We start from the raw sequence: 24,151 nt of genomic DNA, 5'->3' as shown, positions 1-24,151 counted from the left end.
GGTTAACCGAAATAAGGCAAGAAGAATGGATTCTCAAATCGTACTCATCGAAGACGACGACATCGTTCGTCAGGCGACAAGCCAATGGCTGCAACTGGCAGGCTTTTCGGTGACGGAGTTTGCCGATGGTACATCTGCATTAGAAGGGATCTCTCCCACCTTCACCGGTGTGATCGTCAGTGATGTCAGGCTGCCAGATTCTGATGGTCTGACTCTGATGAATGCCATTTTGAACCGAGTCCCTAATGTGCCAATCGTGTTGGTGACAGGGCATGGTGATGTGGACATGGCGGTTAAAGCGCTGCGAGAAGGAGCTTATGATTTTCTGGAAAAGCCTTTCGACCCAGACAGATTGATTGACACCGTCAGTGATGCTTTCTCTTCTTTGCAGGCGAAGAAAGAGAGTCAGCAGCGTCTAGATTATCTGGAGCAGTTGGATGGATTAGAGCAAATTTTGATTGGTCAGAGTGAAGTTATGGTGAACCTCCGACAGCAATTAGCCAAAATTGCAGCCATGGATACCAATGTAATCGTTTATGGTGAAACAGGGTGTGGTAAAGAACTGGTAGCTAACTGCCTTCACAAACTGAGCAGACGGAGCGTGCACCGGTTTGTTCCAATAAACTGCTCCGCCATTCCAGAAAACCTGTTCGAAAGTGAGTTGTTTGGACATGAAGCCGGTGCCTTCACTGGGGCAGGAAAGCAGCGAATAGGGAAGCTGGAATACGCCGACAGAGGCACTTTGTTTCTGGATGAAATAGAAAGCATGCCGCTTTCAATGCAGGTGAAAGTGCTCAGGACTTTGCAAGAACACACCGTCGAAAGGGTAGGAGCTAATCAGCCCATCAATATAGATTTGAGAGTTGTCGCAGCTGCTAAAGACAATCTGTTTGATCACCCAAATTTCCGCCAAGATCTCTATTACCGTTTGAACGTTGCTCAACTGACTCTTCCCCCTCTCAGAGAACGAGATAAAGACGTTGTGCTTCTGTTTGAACACTACTCCCGTCAGGCAAATTCAAGCTGTAGACCAGCTACACTGAGCGACAAACAAACGCTGCTGAGTTATGGCTGGCCAGGCAATGTACGTGAACTCAAGAATGTGGCGACGCGTTTTGCGCATGATGATCTGTCTGTTGCTGACATACTTTCTGAATCTGCATCACTGAGCTCTGAGCCGGTCGTTAATACGCTTTCTCTGGCAACTCAGGTACACAATTTCGAAAGAAAAGTGATCGATAAATCGCTAAGAGAGCACAAAGGGAATATCACTCAGGTGATGGCTGAACTCGACCTACCTCGCCGAACCCTTAATCAAAAAATGCAAAAGTACGGGTTAAGCCGACAAGATTATTTGGGTAAGTAAGGGACTGCAAAAACACTCATTAAACTCCCCCAGACGCGCGAGTTTGAAATGAGCAAAATTTTGCCTATCACGGCAAGCTCTTCAGTTTAAAGGTCAAAATATTGCCCAGAGGTCAGTTTTAACAAGGAATTTACAATTGATCGAATGAGCAAGATCTTGCTCATTCATTTCCTATCTAATCAGCACATTTTTGCTCATTTCTACTACTGAAAATTATTTAATTAAATAAAAACAAAGATTTATGTTTTGGCATGTAAGTTGCCATGTAGGGAGAAACAACAATCTCACCAAATTGAATTTGAGTGAGTCAATAACCCTACATGGAGCGTAAACATGTTAAAAAACAAACTTGTGAAATCCCTTCTTCTTGCCTCGACACTTGCAGCTTCGGTAACCGGCGTTGCGAATGCAGCAGAAAATCGCAGCTACATACTGGCGACAGCATCCACCGGTGGTACTTATTACCCTGTCGGTGTAGCACTTGCGACGCTAAGTAAAATTAAACTTGAACCCAAACATAAGTTTGCGCTTTCTGCCATCAGCTCTGCCGGGTCTGGTGAGAACGTAAAACTTCTGCGCGAAAACGAAGCTCAGTTTGCGATTCTGCAAGGGTTGTATGGCGCATGGGCGTGGAATGGCGAAGGTAAAGTGAAACAGTCTGGTCCTCAGAAAAACCTGCGCTCTGTCACCATGTTGTGGCAAAACGTTGAGCACTTTGTAGTGCGTTCAAAATTCGCAAAAACAGGGACAGTAAGCGATCTTGCAGAGCTGAATGGCAAGAAGTTTTCTATTGGTAAGAAAAACTCAGGGACTGAAGGTTCCGGTCGTCAGATCATGTCTGGCCTGAATGTGGATCCGGATAAATTCAATCTGGCTTACCTAGGTTATGGTGCGAGTGCAGATGCGCTGCAAAACGGAGCGATTGATGGTATGAACACTCCGGCAGGTGTACCAGTGAGCGCGGTGACTCGTGCCTATGCCGCTTTAGGTAACCAAATTCAAATCCTGAACTTTACCGATGAGCAAATCAAGGAAGCGAACAACGGTTATGAGCTTTGGACTCGCTTTGTGATTCCTGCGAACACCTACCCGGGTCAGGAAAAAGACATCAACACCATCGCACAACCTAACTTCTTAGCCGTACGTGATGACATCAGCGATGATGACGTGTATCTGCTGACTAAGACCATTTATGAAAACCTGACGTTCCTGAATGGCATTCACAAAGCAACGAAAGCAATGGCGATTGAAAAAGCGATTGCTGGCTTGCCTGTACCGCTTCACCCAGGCGCGGCGCGTTACTACAAAGAACAGGGCATCGCGATTCCTTCTCACCTCATCGTTCAATAATACCTGACTCAGGTTACTGTTCCTGAGCCGGTGTCCCCCCGCCCGGCTCGGGAATAGATTGTCTGCAGTACATGAGGAATACATCATGGAAGATAAAAAAGACGTCGATCTGGCGCAATTTGAGCTGCCCATTCGAACCGATTTTCCCTGGTTGACGACGTTGATTACCGCCGTAGGCATTGTGCTGGCGGGATTACATATTTGGTTTAATACACTGGCGACGTTACCCGAATTGTGGGTATCCGCGACACACTTTGCGGGTTTTTCCGTTGTTTGCGCCTTGCTTTATCCTGCTCGAAAAAGTTGGAAGAAAAGTCGTTTCGCGCTAGCAATAGACATGGTTGTCGCAGCGGCAGCAGTTTCCTGTCTGATCTACATTCCTCTGGCGGAAGATGCGCTCTATGATCGAGGGGTGAAATTTGTCACCTCCGATTGGGTGTTCTCCATCATCAGTATTGTGGTGGTGCTTGAAATCATCCGTCGTACCATCGGTTGGTTTATCCCAGTGCTTATTGTGATTTCCCTTACCTATGTGGTTTGGTGGGGTCAGTGGGTTCCGGGTGTGTTTCATTTTCCGGGTCTTAGCGCAGAAACACTGTTGTACCGCAGCTTCTATTCTTCGGAAGGCATGTTCGGAACCATTTCCCGAATCAGCTGGAGCTACGTATTCATGTTCATCCTGTTTGGCGCGTTTTTAGTTCGCTCGGGAGCAGGGGACTTCATTATCGACGTGTCTCGCGCTGCGGCGAACAAAGTCATTGGCGGACCGGGATTTGTTGCGGTAATGGGCTCTGGTCTGATGGGATCCGTATCGGGATCCAGTGTGGCGAACACGGTATCAACAGGGGTGATCACCATTCCCTTGATGCAGAGAGCAGGCTTTCCATCACGATTTGCAGCAGGGGTGGAAGCCGCAGCATCTACCGGAGGGCAGTTGATGCCTCCTGTTATGGGAGCGGGTGCGTTTATCATGGCTTCCTATACGCAAATTCCTTACGTCGATATTGTCGCAGTATCGATTGTGCCAGCAATGATCTACTTTCTGTCGGTAGCCTTCTTTGTTCGTATCGAAGCCAAGCGCAGTGGCGTTCATCAGGTCGATTCCAATAGCGAACCCGTTCTCAAAGTACTGGCGAGTGGGTGGCACTACCTGATTCCGCTGGTGGTACTGGTTTACTTGCTGGTATCGGGTTTCACGCCGACTTATGCCGCGGGAATTTCGATTGTATCTGTGGTGGTTGCATCCTGGCTATCGCCGAACAAGATGGGCATAAAAGCCATATTCGAAGCGCTGGCACAAGGTTCGAGAAACATGGCGACAACGGCAGTACTACTCACGGGTATTGGTTTGGTTATCAATGTGATCAGTACAACCGGAGTAGGGAACACCTTCTCTCTGATGATCAATGAGTGGGCGAGTGGTTCACTGTTGATTATGTTGCTGCTGATCGCATTAGCCTCTCTTATTTTAGGTATGGGGCTTCCGGTAACTGCGGCATACATAGTGTTGGGTACGTTGTCCGCGCCTGCGTTGTACAACCTGATTGCTCAGGACCAGCTTTTGGATATGCTGGCGTTAGGGCAATTGCCAGAAGAGGCGAAAGCCATCTTTATGTTGGCGGCACCCGACCAACTGGCGGCACTCAATTCGCCGATGTCTGTTGAACAGGCACAGAACCTGATTGCGTTAGTGCCCGCCGACTTCCTGCCTACTTTGTTAGAACAGGCGATTGGCATGGAGAAAGTTGGCCTGGCTTTACTTGCGGCGCATCTGATCATTTTCTGGCTATCGCAAGACAGTAACGTTACCCCGCCAGTATGTTTAACCGCGTTTGCCGCAGCGACCATAGCCAGAACTCCGCCTATGCGAACGGGACTGACGGCGTGGAAAATTGCCAAAGGTTTGTACATTGTTCCAGTCATCATGGCTTATACCGCGTTAGTGAGTTGGGATCCGGTTGCGGTGATCACTATCGGTATATTCTCGGTATTTGGCGTATACGCTCTGATAGCGGCATTAGAAGGTTACTTAGAGTCTACGCTGAGCTGGTGGATGAGAATACTGGTCGCAGCACTTGGTGTCGTCATGATGTGGCCTGAAATACCACTCGCGGTTCGTCTTGTAGCACTGGCATCGTTTGTCGCGCTGTTTTATCACAGCTATCGGGCTGAAAATAAATCGTATACATTGGAGACAGATTAAGAAGCAGGCGAAAGCCTGCTTTTTCATTGGAGGAAATCTATTTATACAGGCTAAATTTTTTGGTGATGGTATGAAGTTCTTCTGAGTTGCCAAACAAGCAGATACCCAAATAGTTTAAATCTGACTCAGGCGTATCTTTGGTGCGCCTCTGCTGTTCATCTGAACCACCTTCAATCATGGTGTCGGTGAAGTCAGTAAATGTAATATTGTTCTCTAACGCCCCCTCTCTTAACTTACGTAGCTTATTAGAATTGTCCGCTCTGAGAACAATAAAAGGGTAATGACTCATATTTGGATGAATATTGCCATCCTTATCCTCATAATCGACATAACATGCATTCCCTTTTTCTAATAGATCAGCAAGAGCGACACTCAAGTGCCCCAGAACATTGAGTGCTCTGCCAGTTTCCACTTTCTTGTTTAATACGGCGACAAAACGTTTTTGAGTGTCATTTGGTAAACCCGACAAATTGGCATCCTCTGTTAAGTAAATTATCTACATCATTATATTTTGAGATACACTGAATGTTCTTGCTTATATTGTTATTGAAGTTCACATGGAGCAATAAAATTTGAATATAGATAGAATTGGGGAAAGAATATTGCAAAAGCTCCATTTGGATGGACGAATCACTAATGCCGAGCTTGCAGCTAAAGTAGGGCTTTCACCGTCTGCTTGTTTAAGACGAGTACAGGAACTGGAACGTACGGGTGTTATCAAAGGGTACAGGGTTTCTCTGGATAGCGAGCTCGTTGATCGAGGATTTATCGTCTACGTGAGTATTGGTCTCTCTACCCATACCAGAAGTGCACAAAAGGAGTTTGAAGATGCGATCGCTTTATCTTCAGAAGTGAGTGAATGCCACAATGTAACGGGTGAATTTGAGTACCTTTTACGTATCGAGACGAAAGATATAAAAGCCTACAAAGCGTTTCATGCCGATACTTTGGGTATTCTTCCTTATGTTGCCACGATAACGACGCATGTAGTGATGGACTCACCAAAAGATGAACGTTCTTAATGAGTTGGTGTGTATTTGAGTTTTCTTGTTCTATGCCGTTATTGCCAAGTGATATGTCTTTAAGGCAAGTAAAGAAAGGCTCTAATTCTCCTTCTTTAGACTCAAAGAAAACGTCATGCCAGCACTCCAATCTGGTGTGGCGTTTTTATTTTCTGCACTTTGCCCTGCGTTGTTTCTAGCCCAGACCTTTCCCTGCATTTCCTTCATGCTGTTGGCTGATATTGCCAGCCCCAAGCCCAGTCCTTTTCCTACTTTTTTGCTTGTGTAGAAAGGTTCAAACATGTGAGTCAAAGCTTCATCGGACGAGCCCATACCGTTATCCATGATATGAAGTTCCACCCTGTCATCATTGGTTGTACCCCAGATGGAAAGTTTAGGAGACTGTGTTTTATCCATGGCATCCACTGCATTTGAAATCAGGTTCCCGATAACCAGAGTTAGCCGGTGAGGATCTCCTAGTGCATAGGGAAGGTTGGGTTCCCAGTTTTGAACAACCTCAACCTTTTCCAGAGCATCTGCATGTAAGGTCAGCGCTTCTTCAGTCGCAGAGGTTAACGAAACCGGGACCAATTCCTGAGAACGATTATAAGAGAAGGTTTTCAGCTCGGATGTCATCGCAGCCATTCGATCAATCAGGCTATCCACCAAGCTCATATTGGCTTTCAGCTGTTCGGTTTGGTTTCGTTCTATTAACAAACCACTGCTGGATAATAAGGTTCGGATTCCGGTCAAAGGCTGGTTCAGCTCATGAGTAATGGCACTCGACATTCTCCCGAGGGCTGCCATCTTACTGCTTTGAACCAGTTCATCCTGCGCAGCTTCCAGTTCGATGGTCCGTGCCCTGACTCGCTCTTCCAGTTCATGATTGACTTTTTGCAGCGCGTTTTCCGCTTTCTTTCTTTTGCTAATGTCGATCAGCGTGACCAGATAACCCGACTGCGCACCAAACGTTATGTAAGTCAGAGAGAACAGAACAGGAAAACGGGAACCATCACTTCGCTGCGCCATGACCTCAACCGCACTTAATTCAGCGATGTCCTTGTGTTTAGAGAGATCTTTCAGCATCGACATAACGGTAGTGTTACCAACCATGGTTTCAAAAAGCTGCCACGCTTCCATGTTGGTTGCCAGTGGTTCGGAAAGACCAAAGTATCGCAGCGCCATAGGATTGATGTATGCCACGCGTCCTTGTTCCGTCAGCATCAGAAGACCGACATCAGTTTTTGAGATTATCGAGCGTAGCTGTCGCTCTGAATCGGAAATCGCCTGCTGCAATGCTTCTCTGGAACGGATTTTCTGTCGTCGCTCGATGGTGAGCAATACCACCACAACCACCAGCAACATTAAGATGGCAGCAATTAGGGTGACGGTATTTACTGTGTCGTCCAGCTCCTTAATGGGCGTTAAATAGTGAATGTTCCATTTTAAGTCGTCGAGGTTAACGCTTTGAACCAGATAGGGGCTGCGCTCAAAATCCACAAGATTCACTTCGGTGCCGTCGGGAAGCAGAAATGGGCGCAGGGAAGGCATGCTGTCTTTGCCAAGCTGATTATTCAGAATCGATTGAGCGCTGGAGAGGAAAAAGCGTTTGTGCTGATCTGAGATCAAGAGGAACTCATTGTTGGCCAGCCATGATTCCGACAACGTTTCCAGATTGATTCTCGCGACGGCAATACCAATCAGCCCAGTACTGCCATAAATGGGTGCGGCTCGGTAGTACCTTGCCTGCCCCTGAGACAGGTAGCTCAGGGTAACGACTTCGCCACCTAGTTGCTGCATCAAAGACTGAATGGCTAAACCATCCGATTCACGCCACTGATAAACCGGGCTGCTGCTGGCCACTAAACTGGCTTTGGCATTCAACAGGTGCCAGCCACGGGTTTGCGAAGCCTTATCAAGCTGAGCAAGATAGGTTTCCACCACGCCTAACTGTGTTGTATCGCCCTCTAGCAACGCGCGACTTGGCTCATGTTCAGCAATCAGATAGGGAAGAAAGTCGTATCTTGCCAGCGTTCTCCGTATATCACCAACGTAGATCAGGAGCCGGTCTTGTCCATTCATGTGGGTACGATCCAGCAACCAGCCTTTTGCTGTGTCTCGAACAAACAATAAGGTCAGGCTCATTGCCAGAATAACCAACAATATTACAGGTAGCTTTCGAAGGGGTCGTGACAACTTCTTGTCCTCAGTCACTAATTGAACAAGAGTTTAGCAAAAGTGCTGTTGCTGGTAGCCAAGGTGTAACAAAATTGTGAAACAAAACATAAGATTAAATACTGGTAAAGGTAGGCGAAACACATGCAATACGATTACGTGATTTTGGGCGGTGGCATTGTTGGTGTGTCTACCGCATGGCAGCTCAAACAGCGCGAGCCAGGAGCGGATATCTTATTGATTGAGAAAGAGCAAAAGCTGGCACAGCACCAGACAGGGCATAACAGTGGCGTTATTCATGCTGGTGTTTATTACGCGCCGGGCAGTCTGAAAGCACAGTTTTGCCGAGAGGGTGTGGAAGCAACCAAATCTTTCTGCGCCAAACACGACATTCCGGTCGAAAACTGCGGAAAGTTACTGGTGGCGACAACCCCGCTGGAAGTGACCCGAATGGAAGCTCTGTTCGAACGCTGTCAGACCAACGGTATTGATGTTGAAATGCTTAACCAGGAGGAACTGAAAGTAAGAGAGCCTAATATCACTGGCTTGGGCGCTATTTACGTTTCCACAACCAGTATTGTTAGCTATACCCAAGTCTGTAATGCCATGGCTGAAGAGTTTACAGTGATGGGGGGAGAGATTCGCTACGGCTCTGCGGTAACGGATTTGGATGAAAATGCGGAAAGAGTCGAAGTAGAAATCAATCAGAAAGAGCGTATCCAATCCTCATTTCTGATTGCCTGTTGTGGCCTAATGGCAGACAGAGTAGCGACATTGATGGATCTTCCCGTCGAATTCCAGATCGTTCCATTTCGCGGTGAATACTACCGACTGGCGCCAAAACACAATCAGGTGGTAAATCATCTGATTTATCCCATTCCGGATCCGGATCTGCCATTTCTGGGCGTCCATCTGACACGTATGATTGATGGCAGCGTAACGGTAGGTCCAAATGCGGTGCAAGGCTGGAAAAGGGAAGGGTATGGAAAACTCAACTTTAGCGTGAAAGATACTCTGGAAATGGTTCAGTTCTCGGGTTTTTGGCGTGTGCTTGCTAAGCACTTTAAAACCGGTCTGGCTGAGACTCGAAACTCCTGGTGGAAGCCCGGATATTTAAAACTGGTGAACAAGTATTGCCCGAGTATTGAACTGGATGATCTTGAACCTTATCCGGCGGGTATTCGGGCTCAGGCGGTATTGAAAGACGGCACCTTAGTACATGATTTTCTATTTATAGAATCCAAACGCAGTTTGCACGTGTGTAATGCGCCTTCTCCTGCAGCGACGTCTGCAATCCCTATCGGTAACTACATTTGTGACAAGGTGAAAAGCAAAAATGCCTGACGTGGGTCAGGCATTTTTCGGTAACCAGAGTCAAAAGACCCTTTACAGAAATCAGACGATGAATTTACTCATCACCTCGTCCTGATCCCTTACATGTTGAGTCTGCAACGCCATTGCCTCGTTTGCCCCTTCAGCGGCGGTAGCTACCTGTTCAGACAAATCTTTGATGTTAATGGTGTTGTTGTTGATCTCTTCCGCCACCAGACTCTGTTCTTCAGCGGCGGATGCAATCTGAATATTCATGTCGCTGATCTGCTGAATAGCGCCACGGATACGCTCCAGAGCAATGTTCGCTTCCTGTGCTTTCTGAACGGTATCATCGGCGGTTTCTTTGCTTTGCCCCATGGCACTGGCAACCGCTGTTGCGCCAGACTGAAGCTGTTCAATCATGTTGCGGATTTCAGTTGTCGACTCCTGAGTACGTTGTGCCAGCGTACGAACTTCGTCTGCCACCACCGCAAATCCGCGACCTGATTCCCCTGCACGCGCCGCTTCAATCGCAGCATTCAATGCCAGCAAGTTGGTCTGGTCGGCGATGTCGTTGATCACCTCCAGAATGGTTTCGATGTTCGAGGTTGCCGACTCAAGTTGTCTCACCTGTTCTACTGCTTCATCAATACGGGTCGACAGATCACTGATTGCCTGAGTGGTGTAGCCTACCACTTTGGTTCCGTCTTCTGTCGCACTATCCGCTTCTTTCGCAGCCGAAGCAGCGCCCTGCGCATTGGTTGCGACGTCAGAAGAGGTGGTTGCCATTTCATTCATTGCAGTCGCCAGTTGCTCAAGTTCCTGCATCTGAGTGTTCATGGCAGTTGCGGAATCCTGAGCACCTTGCGCCGTTGTTTCCGTTACACTGCGAATGCTGTCACTGATTTCTTTAGTCCGCTGAATGCGTTGCTGGAGTGTTTCAGCAAACGTATTGAACCCCGATGCAAGCAAGGCAAATTCCGCATCGGTATTGGTGTCTAACCTTTTGGTCAGATCCCCTTGACCGCAAGCCATATCTTGAATGGCGTCGTTTAATGAATCCAACGGGCGCATAAGTACTTTGATTAAGAAAAGCAGCGCAAAAATGCTGATGACCAAAGCGACAAGGGTATAAACGATCGAATGATTACGCAGGTCGGTCACCGCGGAGTAAGCGATGCTTTCATCCAGCATTACGCCCACATACCAGTCTTCACCCGGAATTTTAGAAAAATCTGTCGCATAGAGCTGACCTTCTAACTCTATCTCTTGAGTTTCTTCAGAAATAGACACATTGGGTAAGAAGGTATTCATTTGCTTACCGTTCTTATCAACATCTGGGTGAGCAATGATGGTGCCGTCACCGGCCACAATAAACAGGAATCCAGCATTGAAGAGGTCAACTTTGTTCACGACCTCCGCCAAACCTGCAAGGCTTACATCGTAGAAGATGGCCCCGGCAAAACTGCCGTTTTCGCGCACAGGCACAGCGATAGAAACCAGAATCTCGCCAGTTGCTGAGTCAGCGTATGGCGCAGTGATGATAAGTTTGCCTGCATTCTTGGCGTCGATGTACCAAGGGCGGCGTCTTGGATCCCAGTCCGAACCTGGGTTCCAGCCTGGGTCATTATTTACGTTAGAGCCGTCATTTTCATAACCCAGTCCTGCCAGCAAAAAGTTTTGTTTGATGCTTGCCTGACTGATAACGCCTTCAACATAGTCGCGATTACGCAGATCTGCCTGAAGCATGTCAGTGGCATACTGCGACAGTTCTTTTTTGCCTTTTATGTCTGCTGCGACCGTGTTTCGAACCCCGTCTACAATTTCACTCACGCTTTCGGTGACTTGATGCTCCAGCTCAGATTTCATAGAGAAATACTGCTGGGCAGTCAGAACGCTAAGAATGATCAACAGTAATATCGAAGAAGCAGCAACAACCTTATGGCTAAATTTCATAGTTATCCCTCTACCACTTCCAAACGAATTCGTTGCGTTTGGATAAAGTACTTTTAGATACCCACTACCTCAGAACAAGGTGGGTAAGAATATTATTATTAGTGGTTACTACCGAAACTGAGTTTTTAGTTAGTAACGAGTAGAGTATGACGTATATCTTAAATATTTCTTACAAAATATTCACCTTATTTTGTGATTTTATGTCGATTGTTGAATTAATTCGTGATTCGAAAATTCATCGTTTTTCTGACAGGCTCTCAAAGTTCAGGGAAAAGTTCACTAAATGACTTGAATTACAGGCACTTTTCGAAAACCCCATCTACGCTTAATTTATACCCTTGCGATCTGACTTGGCTTATTTAACCAATGAATCAGGTTGATTAAAGAATATATTTGGACGTTATATTCCGGGCTGGGGGATGCGCTAAACAATACGCTCTTAGTTGAAACGTTAGATTTCAACGAGAGCGGAAATAATAAGAAAGGAGTCACGATATGGAACATGTGCTGATAATAGGTGGAACAAAAGGTATTGGTTTGGCTTTAGCAAAACAACTTGCTGAATCTAATCAATATCAGGTGACGATCACTGGGCGAAGTTTGAAATCCATCGAGCAGGCTCAGGCAAAAATAGAAAACGGATTCGTCAATGGTCACTTTATGGAGCTCTCCAACACAGAAAGTGTTCAGAAGCTCGCAGCACATATCGACCATATCGATCACTTGGTGTTAGTCGGAAGTGGCGCCGTCGCTTGGGGACCGATAGTTGCCACGTCTCTCAATGCCATTTCGAACGCTTTTGATGTTAAAGCGCTGGGTTATCTTCGGGTGATTCAGGCAATGGCTAAGAAGCTTTCCAAAGAAGGGTCGATAACGCTGTTTGGTGGTGTTGCCGGAAGAAAAGGCATGCTGGACACAGGTGGTGTTGCTATGGTCAACGGCGCACTACAAGCTCTGACCAAAACGCTTGCTATTGAGCTTGCACCAAGGCGGGTTAACCTAATTTCCCCTGGTCTGACGGAAACCGATGCGTTTTCTAACATGCCAATGGATGTAAGAGACAGCATGTTTGATGTTGCCGCTAAAATGCTCCCCGTCGGGCGAATAGGGAATGCCAATGAAATTGCCGCGTTGACCCGTTCAGTAATGGAAAGTGGGTTTATGACAGGTTCAATTATTGATGTAGACGGTGGGGCAAGCCTGTAGCTCGCCCCTTACATGTCAATTTATTTGGGAGCCACTAATTGTAGATTGGTGGCTCTTTTCTTTTTCTGATAGGAAGCTGTAATAGCGCGAATATGATCAGAGCGTAAAGCATTGCCCATCCCAGGCAGGCGAAAACCAGAACACAGAGAACCAGAGACAGCCACGCCAGATTTTTAGAAAAACCGGTCAACAACTTCACTGCCGACAACATGGCGAGCAGGTAGATAAGGACGAAAATGCCATTGGCCAGTTTCACAAACATTTCCAGATCCAGTCCAACCACGCGTCCAAATAGCAGGGAAAGCAACAGGGTAATACTGATTACATAAGTCGCGTTTGCAGGTACACCTCGGTTTGAAAGCTGAGCGAGCTTTCCCTCTGGCTTGTATTGACGAGCCTGACTCCAGAGCATGCGAGAGAGGCTTTGAAGATACAGATTCACGCTGGCGAAGCAGGCAAAAAATGCCACGACGCTGATTATGATTTTACTTTGTACACCGAAGAGCTGCTCTGTAATCCAAGGAATAGCTCCCGTTTCCATTTCAACACTTCCATAAGCCTGAAATTTGATGACTACAACAGAATACGCCCAGTAAGTTAAACCAGCAACAAAGCAGCCCAGCACAATAGCAATGGGGAAATCCCGCTTTGGATTTTTAAACTCTTCACCCATGTGGGCAAAGGCTTCGATACCCACAAAGCACCAGAACATAACCGCCAGTGCGGAGCCAACCGAAACCCAGTCGACAGAGGAGAAAGAGGGCATGGTGAGATCGGAAGGTTGAACCTCACCCTGCCAAAAAAACAAAATGATCAGGGTAAACAAACTCAGGGCAATCACGGTCTGGAGTTGAGAAGATGACTTACTGCCCAGAAGATTCACGCCCAATAGCAAGGCAACGGTTAAGCATTCTGCAAGAAACTGACTTCGGATGGCTTCCGGAAGCCAGGGCGTAGCGAAACTGGCGGCTAATGAAACCGCAGCGGGAACTCCTACAGGGATGACGGACAAAAACAGCCAGGCAACACTTCGCTCTAACTTGGCGTTAAAAGCCAGCCTAACAAAATGTGCCGTACCTCCAGCATTGGGGAAATGTCTTCCTAACATGGCAAAGGTGAGGGCGATGGGGCAAATCGCGATAAAGAGAATGAGCCAGGACCACAAGGACGCTTTATCCGCAATTCCGGCGGTGATTGCCGGGATCATAAACAAACCTGTGCCAAGTAACGTCGTGGACAACTGCCCAATACCAGAAAATAGGGTGATTTCTTTTTTTAATTCTTGCAATGCCTAATCCTTTAGAGAAACTTTAATGATGCATTTCACTTTCAGGCTATCTTTTTTATTAATAAGATACATCTGGCAAAGTGACGAAAGACGCCGTTAAAATGACACATTTCGCTGACACTTTGTGTCAGTGGTTAAAATAACAATACAGGAAAGCAATTGGATAAGTTTGATAAGGAAATTCTCGCTATTTTGGCAGAAGATGGTCGATGCTCAGTGAGCGATATTGCGCGCGAAGTGAATTTGTCTCGCAGCGCGGTAACGTCAAGGATGAAAAAGCTGGAAGAAGATGGCGTCATTCTTGGCTACCACGTGAAAATCGCACCACCAGAATCTTCAATTAATGCCTATATCGCGCTCTATTTTGACACTTCTCGCGCTGAACACAGCTGTGACAAGTACGGTTCAAAAGTCGGGGAAATACCCGAAGTGAAATGGGCACACGCGATAAGCGGTGAAACCGATATGATGGTTTACATCGAAGCCCCTAGCATGAAGCGCCTGAACGAAATTCGGGATGAACTTCAGGCACTGCCGCATCTCAAACACCTGATTACCCACACTGTGCTGACTGAATTCTTTAATCGCCGCTTTTAATGCGGCGCTTGCTTACCCTTAGTAGCTTTCCCTACATAATGTGTTGCAGCTAACTCCGAAAATCTTCTGAGCCCTTTTTGCCAGTGCCTTGTTGGGGCAAACCGTGAAAAGCTCAGTCGTACACACTGTTTAAATTGATCGCCTGTGGCAAAGACCGAACCCGGGAAAATGCTGATTTTCTCTTTTGAGCATTGCTCATACAAAAGGTCACTGTCCATACCTTCTGGAAACTCAATCCAGCATAAATAGTTGCCGTTTGATACGTTCATCGAGTACTGATCTTTCAAGGCAGGTTGTTCGTCCAGTGACTCTCTAAGCCAGGTCACAAACTGCTTTTGCTTTTTGGCATAGTTACGACGAATCTTCATCAGGTGCTGGCGATATTTCCCTGTAGACAAAAACTCGCCAACGGCTGTCTGAATGAGATTGAGCGATCCCATGTTATCGCTGAGAAGTCTTTTCTCTATCACACTTCGATAGCGTCCGGCGACCAGCCAACCCAGTCGAAGGCGAGAATCCAGCGTTTTAGACAACGAGCTGCAATAAACCACTCGCCCTCGCGTATCCAATGCTGCCAGAGACGGTAGTCTGGTATCGAAGTAGAGTTCTCCGAATACATCATCTTCAATTATTGGCAACTCGCCAGAGACATCCAACAAGCGTTGCCTTGCTTCTAATGGTATGACGGAGTTGGTTGGATTGCTGTAATTGGGAGTCACTAGCAGTGCTTTTATCTGCCATTTCTGGAGAGCCTGTTCAACGGCATCTACATCAATGCCTGTAACCGGGCAACTGGGGATCTCGATAACTTTCAGATCCAAAGATTCCATCAACAATAAGTTGCCAAAGTAACAGGGAGATTCAACGGCAACGATGTCACCGGGAGAGGTCAGTGCCTGCAAGCTCAAACTGATGGCCTGCTGCGCTCCATGCGTGACGAGGATGTCACGCTCATTGCACTCAATCCCGTTGTCCAGGCAAAGGCTTCTGAGTTGAGTCACCAGCTTATGGTTACCGGGAGGCAACTGATAATGGCTTGGGATATGGGCTTGATACCGGCTTTGGCGTCCGATTTCGGCATACAGCGTTTTAATGGCAGGAAAGTCAGTATCAGGATGAGCGCAACCCGCAGGCATTTGATGGTTTGCCAATGGGGTTTCAAGAAACTTCTTAGTGGTTTCCAGCAGGTCGACATACCCCGGCGCATCGACCTGAGAAGGTGCGTTTGACCTGGTTTCCTCTCGCACGCGATAGCCAGATCGTGGTTCTGCATAGAGTGTTCGTGCGGCTTCGAGTTCCTGATACGCGCGTATAATCGTATTGCGAGAAACAGAGAGCTCCATACTGAGTGTTCTGATTGACGGAACTTTCTCCCCAGCTAACCAACGGTTTTTGGCTATCTGAGTGTGAATATACTCAATGACTTCCTGATACTTTTTGCTTCCCATCACTCGCCTTCTAATCTGTACCCATCAATATGCGATCAACTGTACCTTTTTTGTAAATCTGTATCCAATAAAGTGTGCATAAAACAATAAAAGGAGAGAGTTATGCCAACAAGATGGATTCCGTGGATCTTTGTTGTTTTGTGGGCGTCAGGATTTGTCGGATCTAAGTTGGGGCTGGAGTACACCGACCCCGCAACGCTGCTTACTGTAAGAACCGGACTGAATGTACTGATTCTCAGCACCTTAGTCGTATTACTAAGGCGCAAAGCTCTGCCAGCCCGAAAAGCGATGCATGCCTGCATTTCTGGTTTGATGATTCACGGTATGTATCTGGGAGGGACTTATGTCGCCATCAAGCTTGGTATGCCAGCCAGTTTAAGCGCACTTCTGGTTGGGTTACAGCCCATTCTAACGGCGGTGGTTTTGGTGGTTGTCGGGACCACAGTGCTGCGCCCACTCCAATGGGGCGGTTTAATGCTTGGATTGGTCGGAATTTTCCTTGTGCTGCATGGCAAGATGGAATGGGTGGACGACTCCAATAAGCTGGGTTCCTATGCCGCGATAATCATCGCTTTATTAGGCATAACCTTTGGCACTCTCTATCAAAAGAAATTCTGTCAGGGAACCGATTTGGTTACTTGCGTAACTTGGCAATATCTCGCATCCCTGATTTTGTTTGCAGGCACGGCGTGGGTATTTGAGCCTCTTTATATTCACTGGACCCCCACATTTGTAGCGACGTTGACCTGGCTTGTGATTGTGTTGTCAGTACTGGCGGTATTGCTGTTGCTCTACATGGTCGAGCACGGCGAATCGGAAAAAGTGGCTTCTACGTTTTACCTTGTGCCACCTGTCACAGCGATTCAGGCGTGGCTGCTCTTCGATGAAAGCTTTGATTTGATGGGAGTAGTAGGGTTCGGATGTGCCGCATTAGCGGTTTATCTGGTGGCTTCCAAAGGAAAGCCCAGAGTTGCCGCCTCTGAAGAGACGGCTAAGTCAAAATGTGTTTCTTAGCCAGCCCAATGTAAATAACAAACCACCTATATGAATAGGTGGTTTACACATTATGTTCAGCCGTTACTAATTAATTTGCAGGGGGAGTGGGAGCCCGAGTATCTAAGCTAAGATCCTGAAGATTAGAAAGCCTTAACGCATAGCGATCCAGTTCTACCTGAACCTCTTGATCAAACTCTTTTTCTAACTGCGATAAGTTCGTTTCATAATCCTTCTGTTTTTGTTTCTGAACCAATAACTGGGTTTCCGACGTTACGGCTAGGTCGATGGTATTCATTAGCTCAGACCATTTAGCTAAGCGGCTCCCGTTGTTTTGCGAGAACAGTAAAGGGTCGCTTTCTAACTGATTCTGCCAGTATGTTTTCATTGTCGATAGTTTGCTTGTGTCTCCACTTTGTGAAGGTGTGCATAAACCACTGCCGTCTCGGACTCCTTCAGAAGAACTTTTAAGCACATCACAGAGTGCCAGTTTTGCTTTCTTGGCATTCTCTTTTTGCACTTCCAGTTTTCCGGTTAATACTGCTTCATCTTCTTGGGGTTTAGCCTCTTCGATTTGTGCCTTTTTATCCGAATAACTTTGCTTAATGTCTTTTAGAGCCAAAATGGTTTCTTGTCTGAGAGTAGTAACCTGTTTTTCAGCAATATCGTTTGATGTGCTGGCTGAGTCGCCAAAGGCAATGCTCTCTGCAAAAGCGGTGAGTCTTTTGGATGACTCTAAGCTGTTGATCGAGACGGGTGTGGCGGTTCCTGAAGCGATCTTTGCCGCAGAAGACAATGCTTTGAGAGAAAGATCCTGATAAGCCTTTAGTAATTCTTCGGGGTTAGAATCAAAGCTTTTTAAGGACCAGTTACCTATGTCGTCCTTAACAAAGGCTGTTGCTACGTCTCCCATCCCGGAACTGTGTACGTGGTTAATCCGCTGCCAGTACTGTTCGCTCAATAGTGCGTCGGCCAAATTAGGTTCTGCGAACCTGTCTGCTCGTTTGAAGTTGCATGGCTCGTTTTTGATTGTTGTAGGAAGCGTGTCGCTGGTGTTGTAGCAGTACTCGATAAACAGCGATGGTGACGCTTCAGCCAAATAAGCACTGAGGGGTAACAAATGGCGATTTTCGCCTTTAAGCTGCTGTAACAAGAGTTCACTACGGGAGAGAAGGTTACGAGCCAGAACGACGGTTCTTTCTATGCCAATACCGTCTATTTCCTTGGTATCTTTCCACAATGCTTCGGAGTATGCATTCTGAAGTACCCGGCTTGCGCAATATGCATAACCTTCTAAAGCAAGCGCTTTGGTATCAGGGCTTCCACTGAGAAAGGGCTCTCTTGGTTCGAATTTTTGAGTGGTATCGATAAGCGGATAGCTAGCGGCTTTATCTTTACCTGAGTATCTTTTTACTTTGTCAACTTTACCGTCTTTCAAGCTTACCGATACACGTACCTGTTCTTTGCATGATGGGAGAAGTTGGGCGAGAGCTTCTATCTCTTGCCACTGAACTTCTTTTGATTTGGACAGCGGTCCCTGATAAACGTCTACCGCAACTTCCATAGAGCTGCCCGCGCAGCCTGAAAGAGCGAACACTAAGGCAATGAGAGCGTAAAATTTATTCATTTTATTTTTCCTCCCCATCAGCTTCCGGTTGGTCTTCAAGTGACTGAATTAATTCGTCTACCTTAGTTTCCCATTCTTGTTCTGCTCTCAGGAAAGATATTTGAGAACGAAGTATGCGTTGAATTTCATCCTGATACGGTTTCTCATTCAGGCGTGTTTGATTGTGCGCTTGCGTCATTTTTTGCGACAGTTCGGACATTGTCGATATCAGAGGTTTCTCTGAGGTATACATTGCGAGCAAAAGCCTTTCTTCCGGATCGAAATGTTTCCAACCCTCGGGACCAAGAATCAGAAAACCATGATTGCGTGAGAATCCGGGCGGGCAATCGCTCCTTGAATAGGTGGTTTGTGCAACCTCTCTGGCGTGCTGTTGCTTTGTTTCGTCGGTAATAAATTCAGCAAATACAGAGTTTGCGGATATTACCCCAGAGTCTGGGAGAAAGTTCTCTTGCTGGGCTGAGGTGAGAGCTTGAAATGAAGCCTGCTTTCGGATGCTGTTTTTATCTGCTTCAGATAAAGAAATAGGGGGGATCACTTTGGTATGACCGTAAAGAAATTTGAATATTTCTTCTTTGGCACTCTCAAGCTGATTTCTCTGGTTTCGATAACTGCTGATCAGCTCGATGTCTCTGTCTTTTTCGGCTTTTTTTTCTTCGGCTGCTAACTTTTCTTCAATTTTTTCAATAGCAAGAGTAATGTCGGATAACTTGGATTGTTGTTCCGATGAAGCGTTAATACTCGCTTGATTGCCTGATGATACCAAGTCGAATTTGTTTGTGTTTTTGTTGAAGGTGACGGTACTGGAAAAAGGGTCAATTTGACTTGCTAGTAACGTACCTGCTTCAAACTTCACATTGCTCCATTCACTTGCTTTACCAGTTAAAGTAAAGCGGTACAAAGTATCACTAAGCATGTATTTGTTGCTGTTTAGCCCGTCCCTATTCGATAGCATTTTAGGCTTTGGTGGCTCACAGGTATTGATGACCCTGAAAAAATAGTTGGTTTTAAACCTAACCCAGTCTTCCTTGTGATTAGGTAAATTTCCGTGACGCCATTTCACATTCGATGACATACAACCCGTTAAAATGAACGTACTGAGGAAAATAAAAAAACCGATTTTGTTGATCATTCACGCCTCCTTGCGTTTATACCCAATTAAACCGATTGAATAGTATAAAAGCTGCGTTATATAAAATTGTGATATGCATCCAATAAACTATATGAATGTAAATTTTATGTTAATTTTTATTTTTCTCAATAAGTTGACGGTCCAGCCATTTTGGATGCTAAGAAAGCTTGCAAGTGGGTGGTGCTAAATGAGAAAGTGTCGGGCTCTTGCGGTTAGAAAGAAAAGGAAGTACCGATGACGTTCAGCGTTTGGCTATCTTTGTTTGCCATTTGTTTACTTGGAGCAATGTCTCCGGGCCCAAGCTTAGTGATGGTTTCTAAGCATACTCTGGCTGGTGGGCGAGTGAATGGGTTAGCAGCGGCGTGGGCGCATGCGATTGGCATTGGAATTTATGCACTAATTACCATTGTTGGTTTAGCCGTGGTATTGCAGCAGTCACCGATATTATTTAAAACCATCAGTTATGCTGGTGCCGCATACTTGGCTTACTTAGGGTTCAATGCACTAAGATCCAAAGGTGGTGTCGCTGCGCGCCTGGAAGCGGGAGAAAAGGTATCAATTCTTGCTTCAGCCCGAGAGGGTTTTCTGATTTCCATTCTTAGCCCCAAAATAGCTCTGTTCTTCATTGCGTTATTCAGCCAGTTTGTGGCATTGGGTAACGATCTCTTTAATCAGTTTGTGATTGTTGCGACGCCTCTTATTGTCGATGGTGTGTGGTATACGCTGATTACGTTGTTGCTTTCCATGCCTTTGGTTATCGACAAAATTCGTCAGAGAGCCGTGCTGATTGACCGTATTTCAGGCGTTATTCTTATCGCGCTTGCACTTCGCGTTGTGTGGGTCGTCTGACCCACACGCAACAATTTCCTTCCCTGTCAGGTCTTATCTTTTAAGCGTTACCGATTCTTGATTTAGAACCACTAGATCTTTAAATCAGCGTCTTGTCTGAGCGCCAGTTGATTCTCTCTGAACCAAGCATTTTGGGATTACTTGGGTATAAATCGAATATATATGACTATAGGTTTATATATGATTTGGGATGATGGACTGGATATATATATTTTTGCTTACTATTTTTGTAGTCATATCGCTCAAAAATAGTGAGAAATGTGGTTAGTTTTGCTTTACTGTATTAAAACTATAACAGTTAAGGGCAGTAAGCCTGTAAAACTGAACAACAAGATGAGGTGAATTGGGCGTCAGTCCAAATGGAAATCACCCGAAAATGGAAGAATTTACACTCAAGGAGGGAAGAGTGGAACTAAGACAAGCCGAGTATCAGGATTACGAACGCATCGCCCAGCTTCACGCGAAAAGCTGGCAGCAAAATTACCGAGGATTGGTAACCGACGCCTATCTCGATCAGTACGCAGAAGATGACAGAATTGTTGTCTGGCAAACCAGACTGACCAACCCTTCATTTAATCAAAATGTGCTTATTCTCGAAAACGAAGGTGAGCTTTGCGGTTTCATCTGTGTTTATGGCAATCACAATTTTGAATATGGCACCATCATAGACAACCTTCACATCGATTCTGCTTATCAAGGGCACGGTTTAGGCACTAAGCTGATGCTGGAAGCCGCCAAATGGGCAGAGAAGTACTTTCCAGATTCTGGTGTTTATTTGGAAGTTCTTGACCAGAACGTTGCGGCTAAACATTTCTATCTGGCATTGGGAGCCACACAGTCTCACCTGAGTGACTGGAAAGCACCGTGTGGGTCGAAAGTTAAAGAAGCGGTATTTACCTGGACATCGCCTTCTATTCTGCTGCGAAAAGCAGAAACGTTTGTCTAACTTTTAAGTTCAAAAGTCATATCGATAAAACTCGGTGTCGCCCGTGCCGTCTGAGGTTTTGGTGAAGCCGAGTTTTAGCAGTAGTGAAGCTGAAGCAACATTCGAGGTTTCAACTCCGCCTACTATTGATTTTGTTTCGGTGTAATCTGCACACCACCGAAGCAGTCCGTTCAGCATTTCTTTCGCAAACCCTTTCCCCTGAAAAGACTCTCCAAGCAAATATCCCAGATGCAGATTTTCTTTGTCTTCCTGATACAAAAATACAAAGCCCATCAGTTCATTGCTTTCTATAGGCATTACAGAAAGAACCTGACCTTCTGAGAGTGCATTAGTTAGCCAGTTCTTTGCGGATTCTGAGTTTTCAATTCCCTGAAAATGAGGCGGAAGGGCATGGGTGACTGCTGGAGTAAGAATGCCAGGGATCTGCTGTAGAAAGTCGGGCTTACTGGCATCCGTAAGTTCAACTTTATTAATCTGAAGCCGATCTGTCTGAAATAGCTGCATGTTTTTCACGGGATCACTCCGAGGGGTAAGTACGATTCCCCATAATATACGTTTCAGAGACTGTTCTGTCGTCGCCAAGGCTCATCAAAACGAACAATTTCTCTTCCAGCGTTTTGGCTTGGTTCATTCGGAATTTCATTAGTTGGGTTGCATGAAGATCCAGCACCACAAAATCCGCCTCTTTACCCACGGCAAGGTTTCCGATTTTGTCATCCAGATGCAGAGCTTTGGCTCCGCCTAATGTAGCTAAATACAGGGACTTTAATGGGTGAAGCTTTTCCTGTTGTAGCTGCATGATTTTGTACGCTTCACTCATGGTTTGCAAAATAGAGAAGCTGGTGCCTGCACCTACGTCCGTGCCCATGCCTACTCGAATACCAAATTCTTCCATTTTGTTAAGCCTAAACAGCCCGGAACCTAGAAAAAGGTTGGAGGTCGGGCAGAATGCAATCGCTGATTCTGTCTCTGCCAGACGGTGGCATTCACAATCTGACAGATGAATGCCATGCGCAAATACAGAACGTTTATGCAGCAAACCGTAGTGATCGTATACATCCAGATAGCTTTTGCGTTCCGGAAACAACTCCATTACCCAGTCGATTTCTTTCTGGTTTTCTGAAAGGTGCGTATGCATGTAAACGTCTGGATATTCTTCTAAAAGCTTACCTACGGTGGCCAGTTGATCGTTGGTGCTGGTAGGTGCAAACCTTGGTGTGACGGCGTAATGCAAGCGAGAGCGTTTATGCCATTTCTCTATTAGCGCTTTCGAATCGGTGTAGCCGGATTCAGGCGTATCGGTTAATGATTCTGGCGCATTTCTGTCCATCAGCACTTTGCCCGCAATCATTCTTAAATTCCGTTTCTCGGCTTCTTCGAAAAAAACATCTACCGATGCTTTATGAACGGTGCCAAACACAAGCGCGGTTGTAGTGCCGTTACTTGCCAGCTCATCCAGAAAAAGGGTGGCCACTTGCCGTGCGTATTCAGGGTCTTTAAATCGAAGTTCCTCTGGAAAGGTGTAGTTTTCCAGCCAATCAAGCAACTGCTTACCATAAGACGCGATCATTCCGGTTTGTGGGTAGTGGATGTGCGTATCGATAAAACCTGAAGTGATGAGCTTGTTCTCAAATTCAGTAACTTCTATGGTTTCAGGTAGTGTTGTTAACAGCTGTTCTGCTTCGCCAATCTGGGTCACTAACCCGTCCTCAACAACCACGATACCGTCTTCAAAATATTGATAGGAGTGTTCTAACCCTACTTCCTGTGGGTCAGCCACACTGTGTAGCACCGCGCTTCGAAAAGCGTGTGTTTTTGTTGTCATTTTGCTTCCTTTTGCCTTACGTCCGTTAGGCTTGTTTTTGTTGTATTTTATGGGACAAGTTGTTTGATGAAGGCTGAGTCTTACTGCGAATTCTGGCTTCTTCTGCCTGATAGTGAGCAATCAGTTCAGCAGCGACCGATACGGCAATTTCCGCAGGAAGTTTTCCTGGAACATCGCTGAGCCCAATGGGGCTGGTCATTGTTTCGAGCTGACTGTCCTTATAGCCTCGCTGTTTCAGCCTCATGTCGAACTTCTTGCGTTTGGTTGCAGAACCAATGACTCCGAAGTAGCAACTGTCCTCTCTATCAAGAATAGCTCTTGTCAGGTCAAAATCGAGCTGGTGGTTGTGAGTCATCACCAGAAAGTAGCTGTTTTCATGGGCAAAGTTGACTTCGCCAACTGGGTCGTCACTGACCAGAACCTCGACATTAGCTGGTGTGTTGCTAGGAAACTCGTGTTCACGTTGATCAATCCATGTGATCTCAAAGTCCAGAGTGGCGACAACGTTAACCAGTGCCTTGGCGACGTGTCCGGCACCAAAAAGATACAGGTGCCTTTTGCGTGTTCCGATGGGTTCAAAACAAAGCGTTGCCATGCCTCCACAGCACTGACCCAAACGCGCCCCAAGATTGAACGTTTCAACGTTGACGTCGGTTGCCTTGTCTTCGAGCATTTGCCTGGCCATTTGGGTAGCAAGATGCTCAAGGTGACCGCCCCCAATGGTGGCGATTAACCTGTCTTCAGTTATCAGCATTTTGGTGCCGACTCCGCGGGGAACTGATCCGCGCTCATCAAGCACTGTAACCATTACGCAGGCTTGATTCGCTTTCTCAAGTTTTGCCAGTTCCTGAATCCAGTTGTCGTTGTACATAACTTTCCCT

General features: G+C 46.3%; 20 protein-coding genes. 10 read left to right on the top strand and 10 right to left on the bottom strand.

The features are described from left to right. Positions 1–25: 25 nt before the first annotated feature. The 3 genes from QMG91_RS25245 to QMG91_RS25235 all read left to right on the top strand — a co-directional run bounded on the left by QMG91_RS25245 (position 26) and on the right by QMG91_RS25235 (position 4,919). Positions 26–1,366, top strand: a complete 1,341-nt coding sequence (locus QMG91_RS25245; protein ID WP_281830757.1) for a sigma-54-dependent transcriptional regulator — start codon at positions 26–28, stop codon at positions 1,364–1,366. A gap of 333 nt (positions 1,367–1,699) precedes the next feature. Beyond that, the gene (locus QMG91_RS25240; RefSeq protein WP_022599282.1) at positions 1,700–2,716 is read left to right on the top strand and encodes a TAXI family TRAP transporter solute-binding subunit; all 1,017 of its coding nucleotides are present in this window, start codon (positions 1,700–1,702) and stop codon (positions 2,714–2,716) included. 85 nt (positions 2,717–2,801) lie between these two features. After that, positions 2,802–4,919: a TRAP transporter permease gene (locus tag QMG91_RS25235; RefSeq protein ID WP_281830754.1), complete on the top strand. Its 2,118-nt coding sequence runs from the start codon at positions 2,802–2,804 to the stop codon at positions 4,917–4,919. 37 nt (positions 4,920–4,956) lie between these two features. On the opposite strand, the gene QMG91_RS25230 is transcribed toward QMG91_RS25235, so the two are convergent. Further along, a complete protein-coding gene (locus QMG91_RS25230; RefSeq protein ID WP_281830752.1) occupies positions 4,957–5,388 on the bottom strand; it encodes a DUF2000 domain-containing protein in 432 nt (143 codons plus the stop codon). A gap of 109 nt (positions 5,389–5,497) precedes the next feature. Between QMG91_RS25230 and QMG91_RS25225 the strand changes: the two genes are divergently transcribed. Further along, positions 5,498–5,941 carry an Lrp/AsnC family transcriptional regulator gene (locus QMG91_RS25225; RefSeq protein ID WP_281832732.1) on the top strand — a complete coding sequence of 148 codons (444 nt, stop codon included), beginning with the start codon at positions 5,498–5,500 and terminating at the stop codon, positions 5,939–5,941. 81 nt (positions 5,942–6,022) lie between these two features. Here QMG91_RS25225 and QMG91_RS25220 read toward each other — a convergent pair whose 3' ends face one another. Further along, positions 6,023–8,116: a sensor histidine kinase gene (locus QMG91_RS25220; protein WP_281830751.1), complete on the bottom strand. Its 2,094-nt coding sequence runs from the start codon at positions 8,114–8,116 to the stop codon at positions 6,023–6,025. Positions 8,117–8,239: 123 nt separating this feature from the next. Between QMG91_RS25220 and lhgO the strand changes: the two genes are divergently transcribed. Then, positions 8,240–9,439 (top strand): L-2-hydroxyglutarate oxidase, encoded by a 1,200-nt coding sequence (lhgO, locus tag QMG91_RS25215; RefSeq protein ID WP_281830750.1) that lies wholly within the window; start codon positions 8,240–8,242, stop codon positions 9,437–9,439. Positions 9,440–9,490: 51 nt separating this feature from the next. Here lhgO and QMG91_RS25210 read toward each other — a convergent pair whose 3' ends face one another. Further along, entirely contained in the window at positions 9,491–11,362 is a 1,872-nt protein-coding gene (locus tag QMG91_RS25210; protein ID WP_004408745.1) for a methyl-accepting chemotaxis protein, read from the bottom strand. Between the two features lie 495 nt (positions 11,363–11,857). On the opposite strand from QMG91_RS25210, the gene QMG91_RS25205 reads away from it, so the two are divergent. Next, complete coding sequence (locus QMG91_RS25205) at positions 11,858–12,568, top strand: SDR family oxidoreductase (RefSeq protein WP_281830749.1); 711 nt, start codon at positions 11,858–11,860, stop codon at positions 12,566–12,568. Positions 12,569–12,602: 34 nt separating this feature from the next. On the opposite strand, the gene yjeH is transcribed toward QMG91_RS25205, so the two are convergent. Further along, a complete protein-coding gene (gene yjeH / locus QMG91_RS25200; RefSeq protein ID WP_281830748.1) occupies positions 12,603–13,856 on the bottom strand; it encodes an L-methionine/branched-chain amino acid transporter in 1,254 nt (417 codons plus the stop codon). Positions 13,857–14,015: 159 nt separating this feature from the next. Between yjeH and QMG91_RS25195 the strand changes: the two genes are divergently transcribed. Next, a complete protein-coding gene (locus tag QMG91_RS25195) occupies positions 14,016–14,453 on the top strand; it encodes an Lrp/AsnC family transcriptional regulator (protein WP_004408753.1) in 438 nt (145 codons plus the stop codon). On the opposite strand, the gene QMG91_RS25190 is transcribed toward QMG91_RS25195, so the two are convergent. Beyond that, positions 14,450–15,901, bottom strand: coding sequence for an aminotransferase-like domain-containing protein (locus QMG91_RS25190; protein WP_281830747.1), 1,452 nt, complete (start codon positions 15,899–15,901; stop codon positions 14,450–14,452). The two genes, QMG91_RS25195 and QMG91_RS25190, sit on opposite strands and share 4 nt — an antisense overlap. Before the next feature lie 102 nt (positions 15,902–16,003). Here QMG91_RS25190 and QMG91_RS25185 point away from each other — a divergent pair, with 102 nt between their 5' ends. Continuing rightward, complete coding sequence (locus QMG91_RS25185; protein ID WP_281830745.1) at positions 16,004–16,915, top strand: DMT family transporter; 912 nt, start codon at positions 16,004–16,006, stop codon at positions 16,913–16,915. 70 nt (positions 16,916–16,985) lie between these two features. Here QMG91_RS25185 and QMG91_RS25180 read toward each other — a convergent pair whose 3' ends face one another. Both QMG91_RS25180 and QMG91_RS25175 read right to left on the bottom strand, forming a co-directional pair. Further along, positions 16,986–18,521, bottom strand: a complete 1,536-nt coding sequence (locus tag QMG91_RS25180; RefSeq protein ID WP_281830743.1) for a hypothetical protein — start codon at positions 18,519–18,521, stop codon at positions 16,986–16,988. 1 nt (position 18,522) lies between these two features. Next, positions 18,523–19,650 (bottom strand): hypothetical protein, encoded by a 1,128-nt coding sequence (locus QMG91_RS25175; RefSeq protein ID WP_281830741.1) that lies wholly within the window; start codon positions 19,648–19,650, stop codon positions 18,523–18,525. Positions 19,651–19,884: 234 nt separating this feature from the next. Here QMG91_RS25175 and QMG91_RS25170 point away from each other — a divergent pair, with 234 nt between their 5' ends. Both QMG91_RS25170 and QMG91_RS25165 read left to right on the top strand, forming a co-directional pair. Continuing rightward, positions 19,885–20,499, top strand: coding sequence for a LysE family translocator (locus QMG91_RS25170; RefSeq protein WP_022597861.1), 615 nt, complete (start codon positions 19,885–19,887; stop codon positions 20,497–20,499). Positions 20,500–20,905: 406 nt separating this feature from the next. Beyond that, the gene (locus QMG91_RS25165; protein WP_022561699.1) at positions 20,906–21,445 is read left to right on the top strand and encodes a GNAT family N-acetyltransferase; all 540 of its coding nucleotides are present in this window, start codon (positions 20,906–20,908) and stop codon (positions 21,443–21,445) included. A gap of 9 nt (positions 21,446–21,454) precedes the next feature. On the opposite strand, the gene QMG91_RS25160 is transcribed toward QMG91_RS25165, so the two are convergent. The 3 genes from QMG91_RS25160 to xdhC are packed head-to-tail and all read right to left on the bottom strand — an operon-like array spanning position 21,455 to position 24,141. Next, a complete protein-coding gene (locus QMG91_RS25160) occupies positions 21,455–21,949 on the bottom strand; it encodes a GNAT family N-acetyltransferase (protein ID WP_281832729.1) in 495 nt (164 codons plus the stop codon). A gap of 13 nt (positions 21,950–21,962) precedes the next feature. Next, the gene (gene guaD, locus QMG91_RS25155; RefSeq protein ID WP_281870267.1) at positions 21,963–23,270 is read right to left on the bottom strand and encodes a guanine deaminase; all 1,308 of its coding nucleotides are present in this window, start codon (positions 23,268–23,270) and stop codon (positions 21,963–21,965) included. Positions 23,271–23,295: 25 nt separating this feature from the next. Then, entirely contained in the window at positions 23,296–24,141 is an 846-nt protein-coding gene (xdhC, locus tag QMG91_RS25150) for a xanthine dehydrogenase accessory protein XdhC (RefSeq protein WP_281830737.1), read from the bottom strand. Positions 24,142–24,151: the final 10 nt, after the last annotated feature.

It is taken from the genome of Vibrio nigripulchritudo (assembly GCF_027924785.1).
Taxonomy (GTDB): domain Bacteria; phylum Pseudomonadota; class Gammaproteobacteria; order Enterobacterales; family Vibrionaceae; genus Vibrio; species Vibrio nigripulchritudo.
The sequence above is the reverse complement of the archived record's forward strand: the minus strand, read 5'-3'. Positions and strand labels throughout refer to the sequence as shown.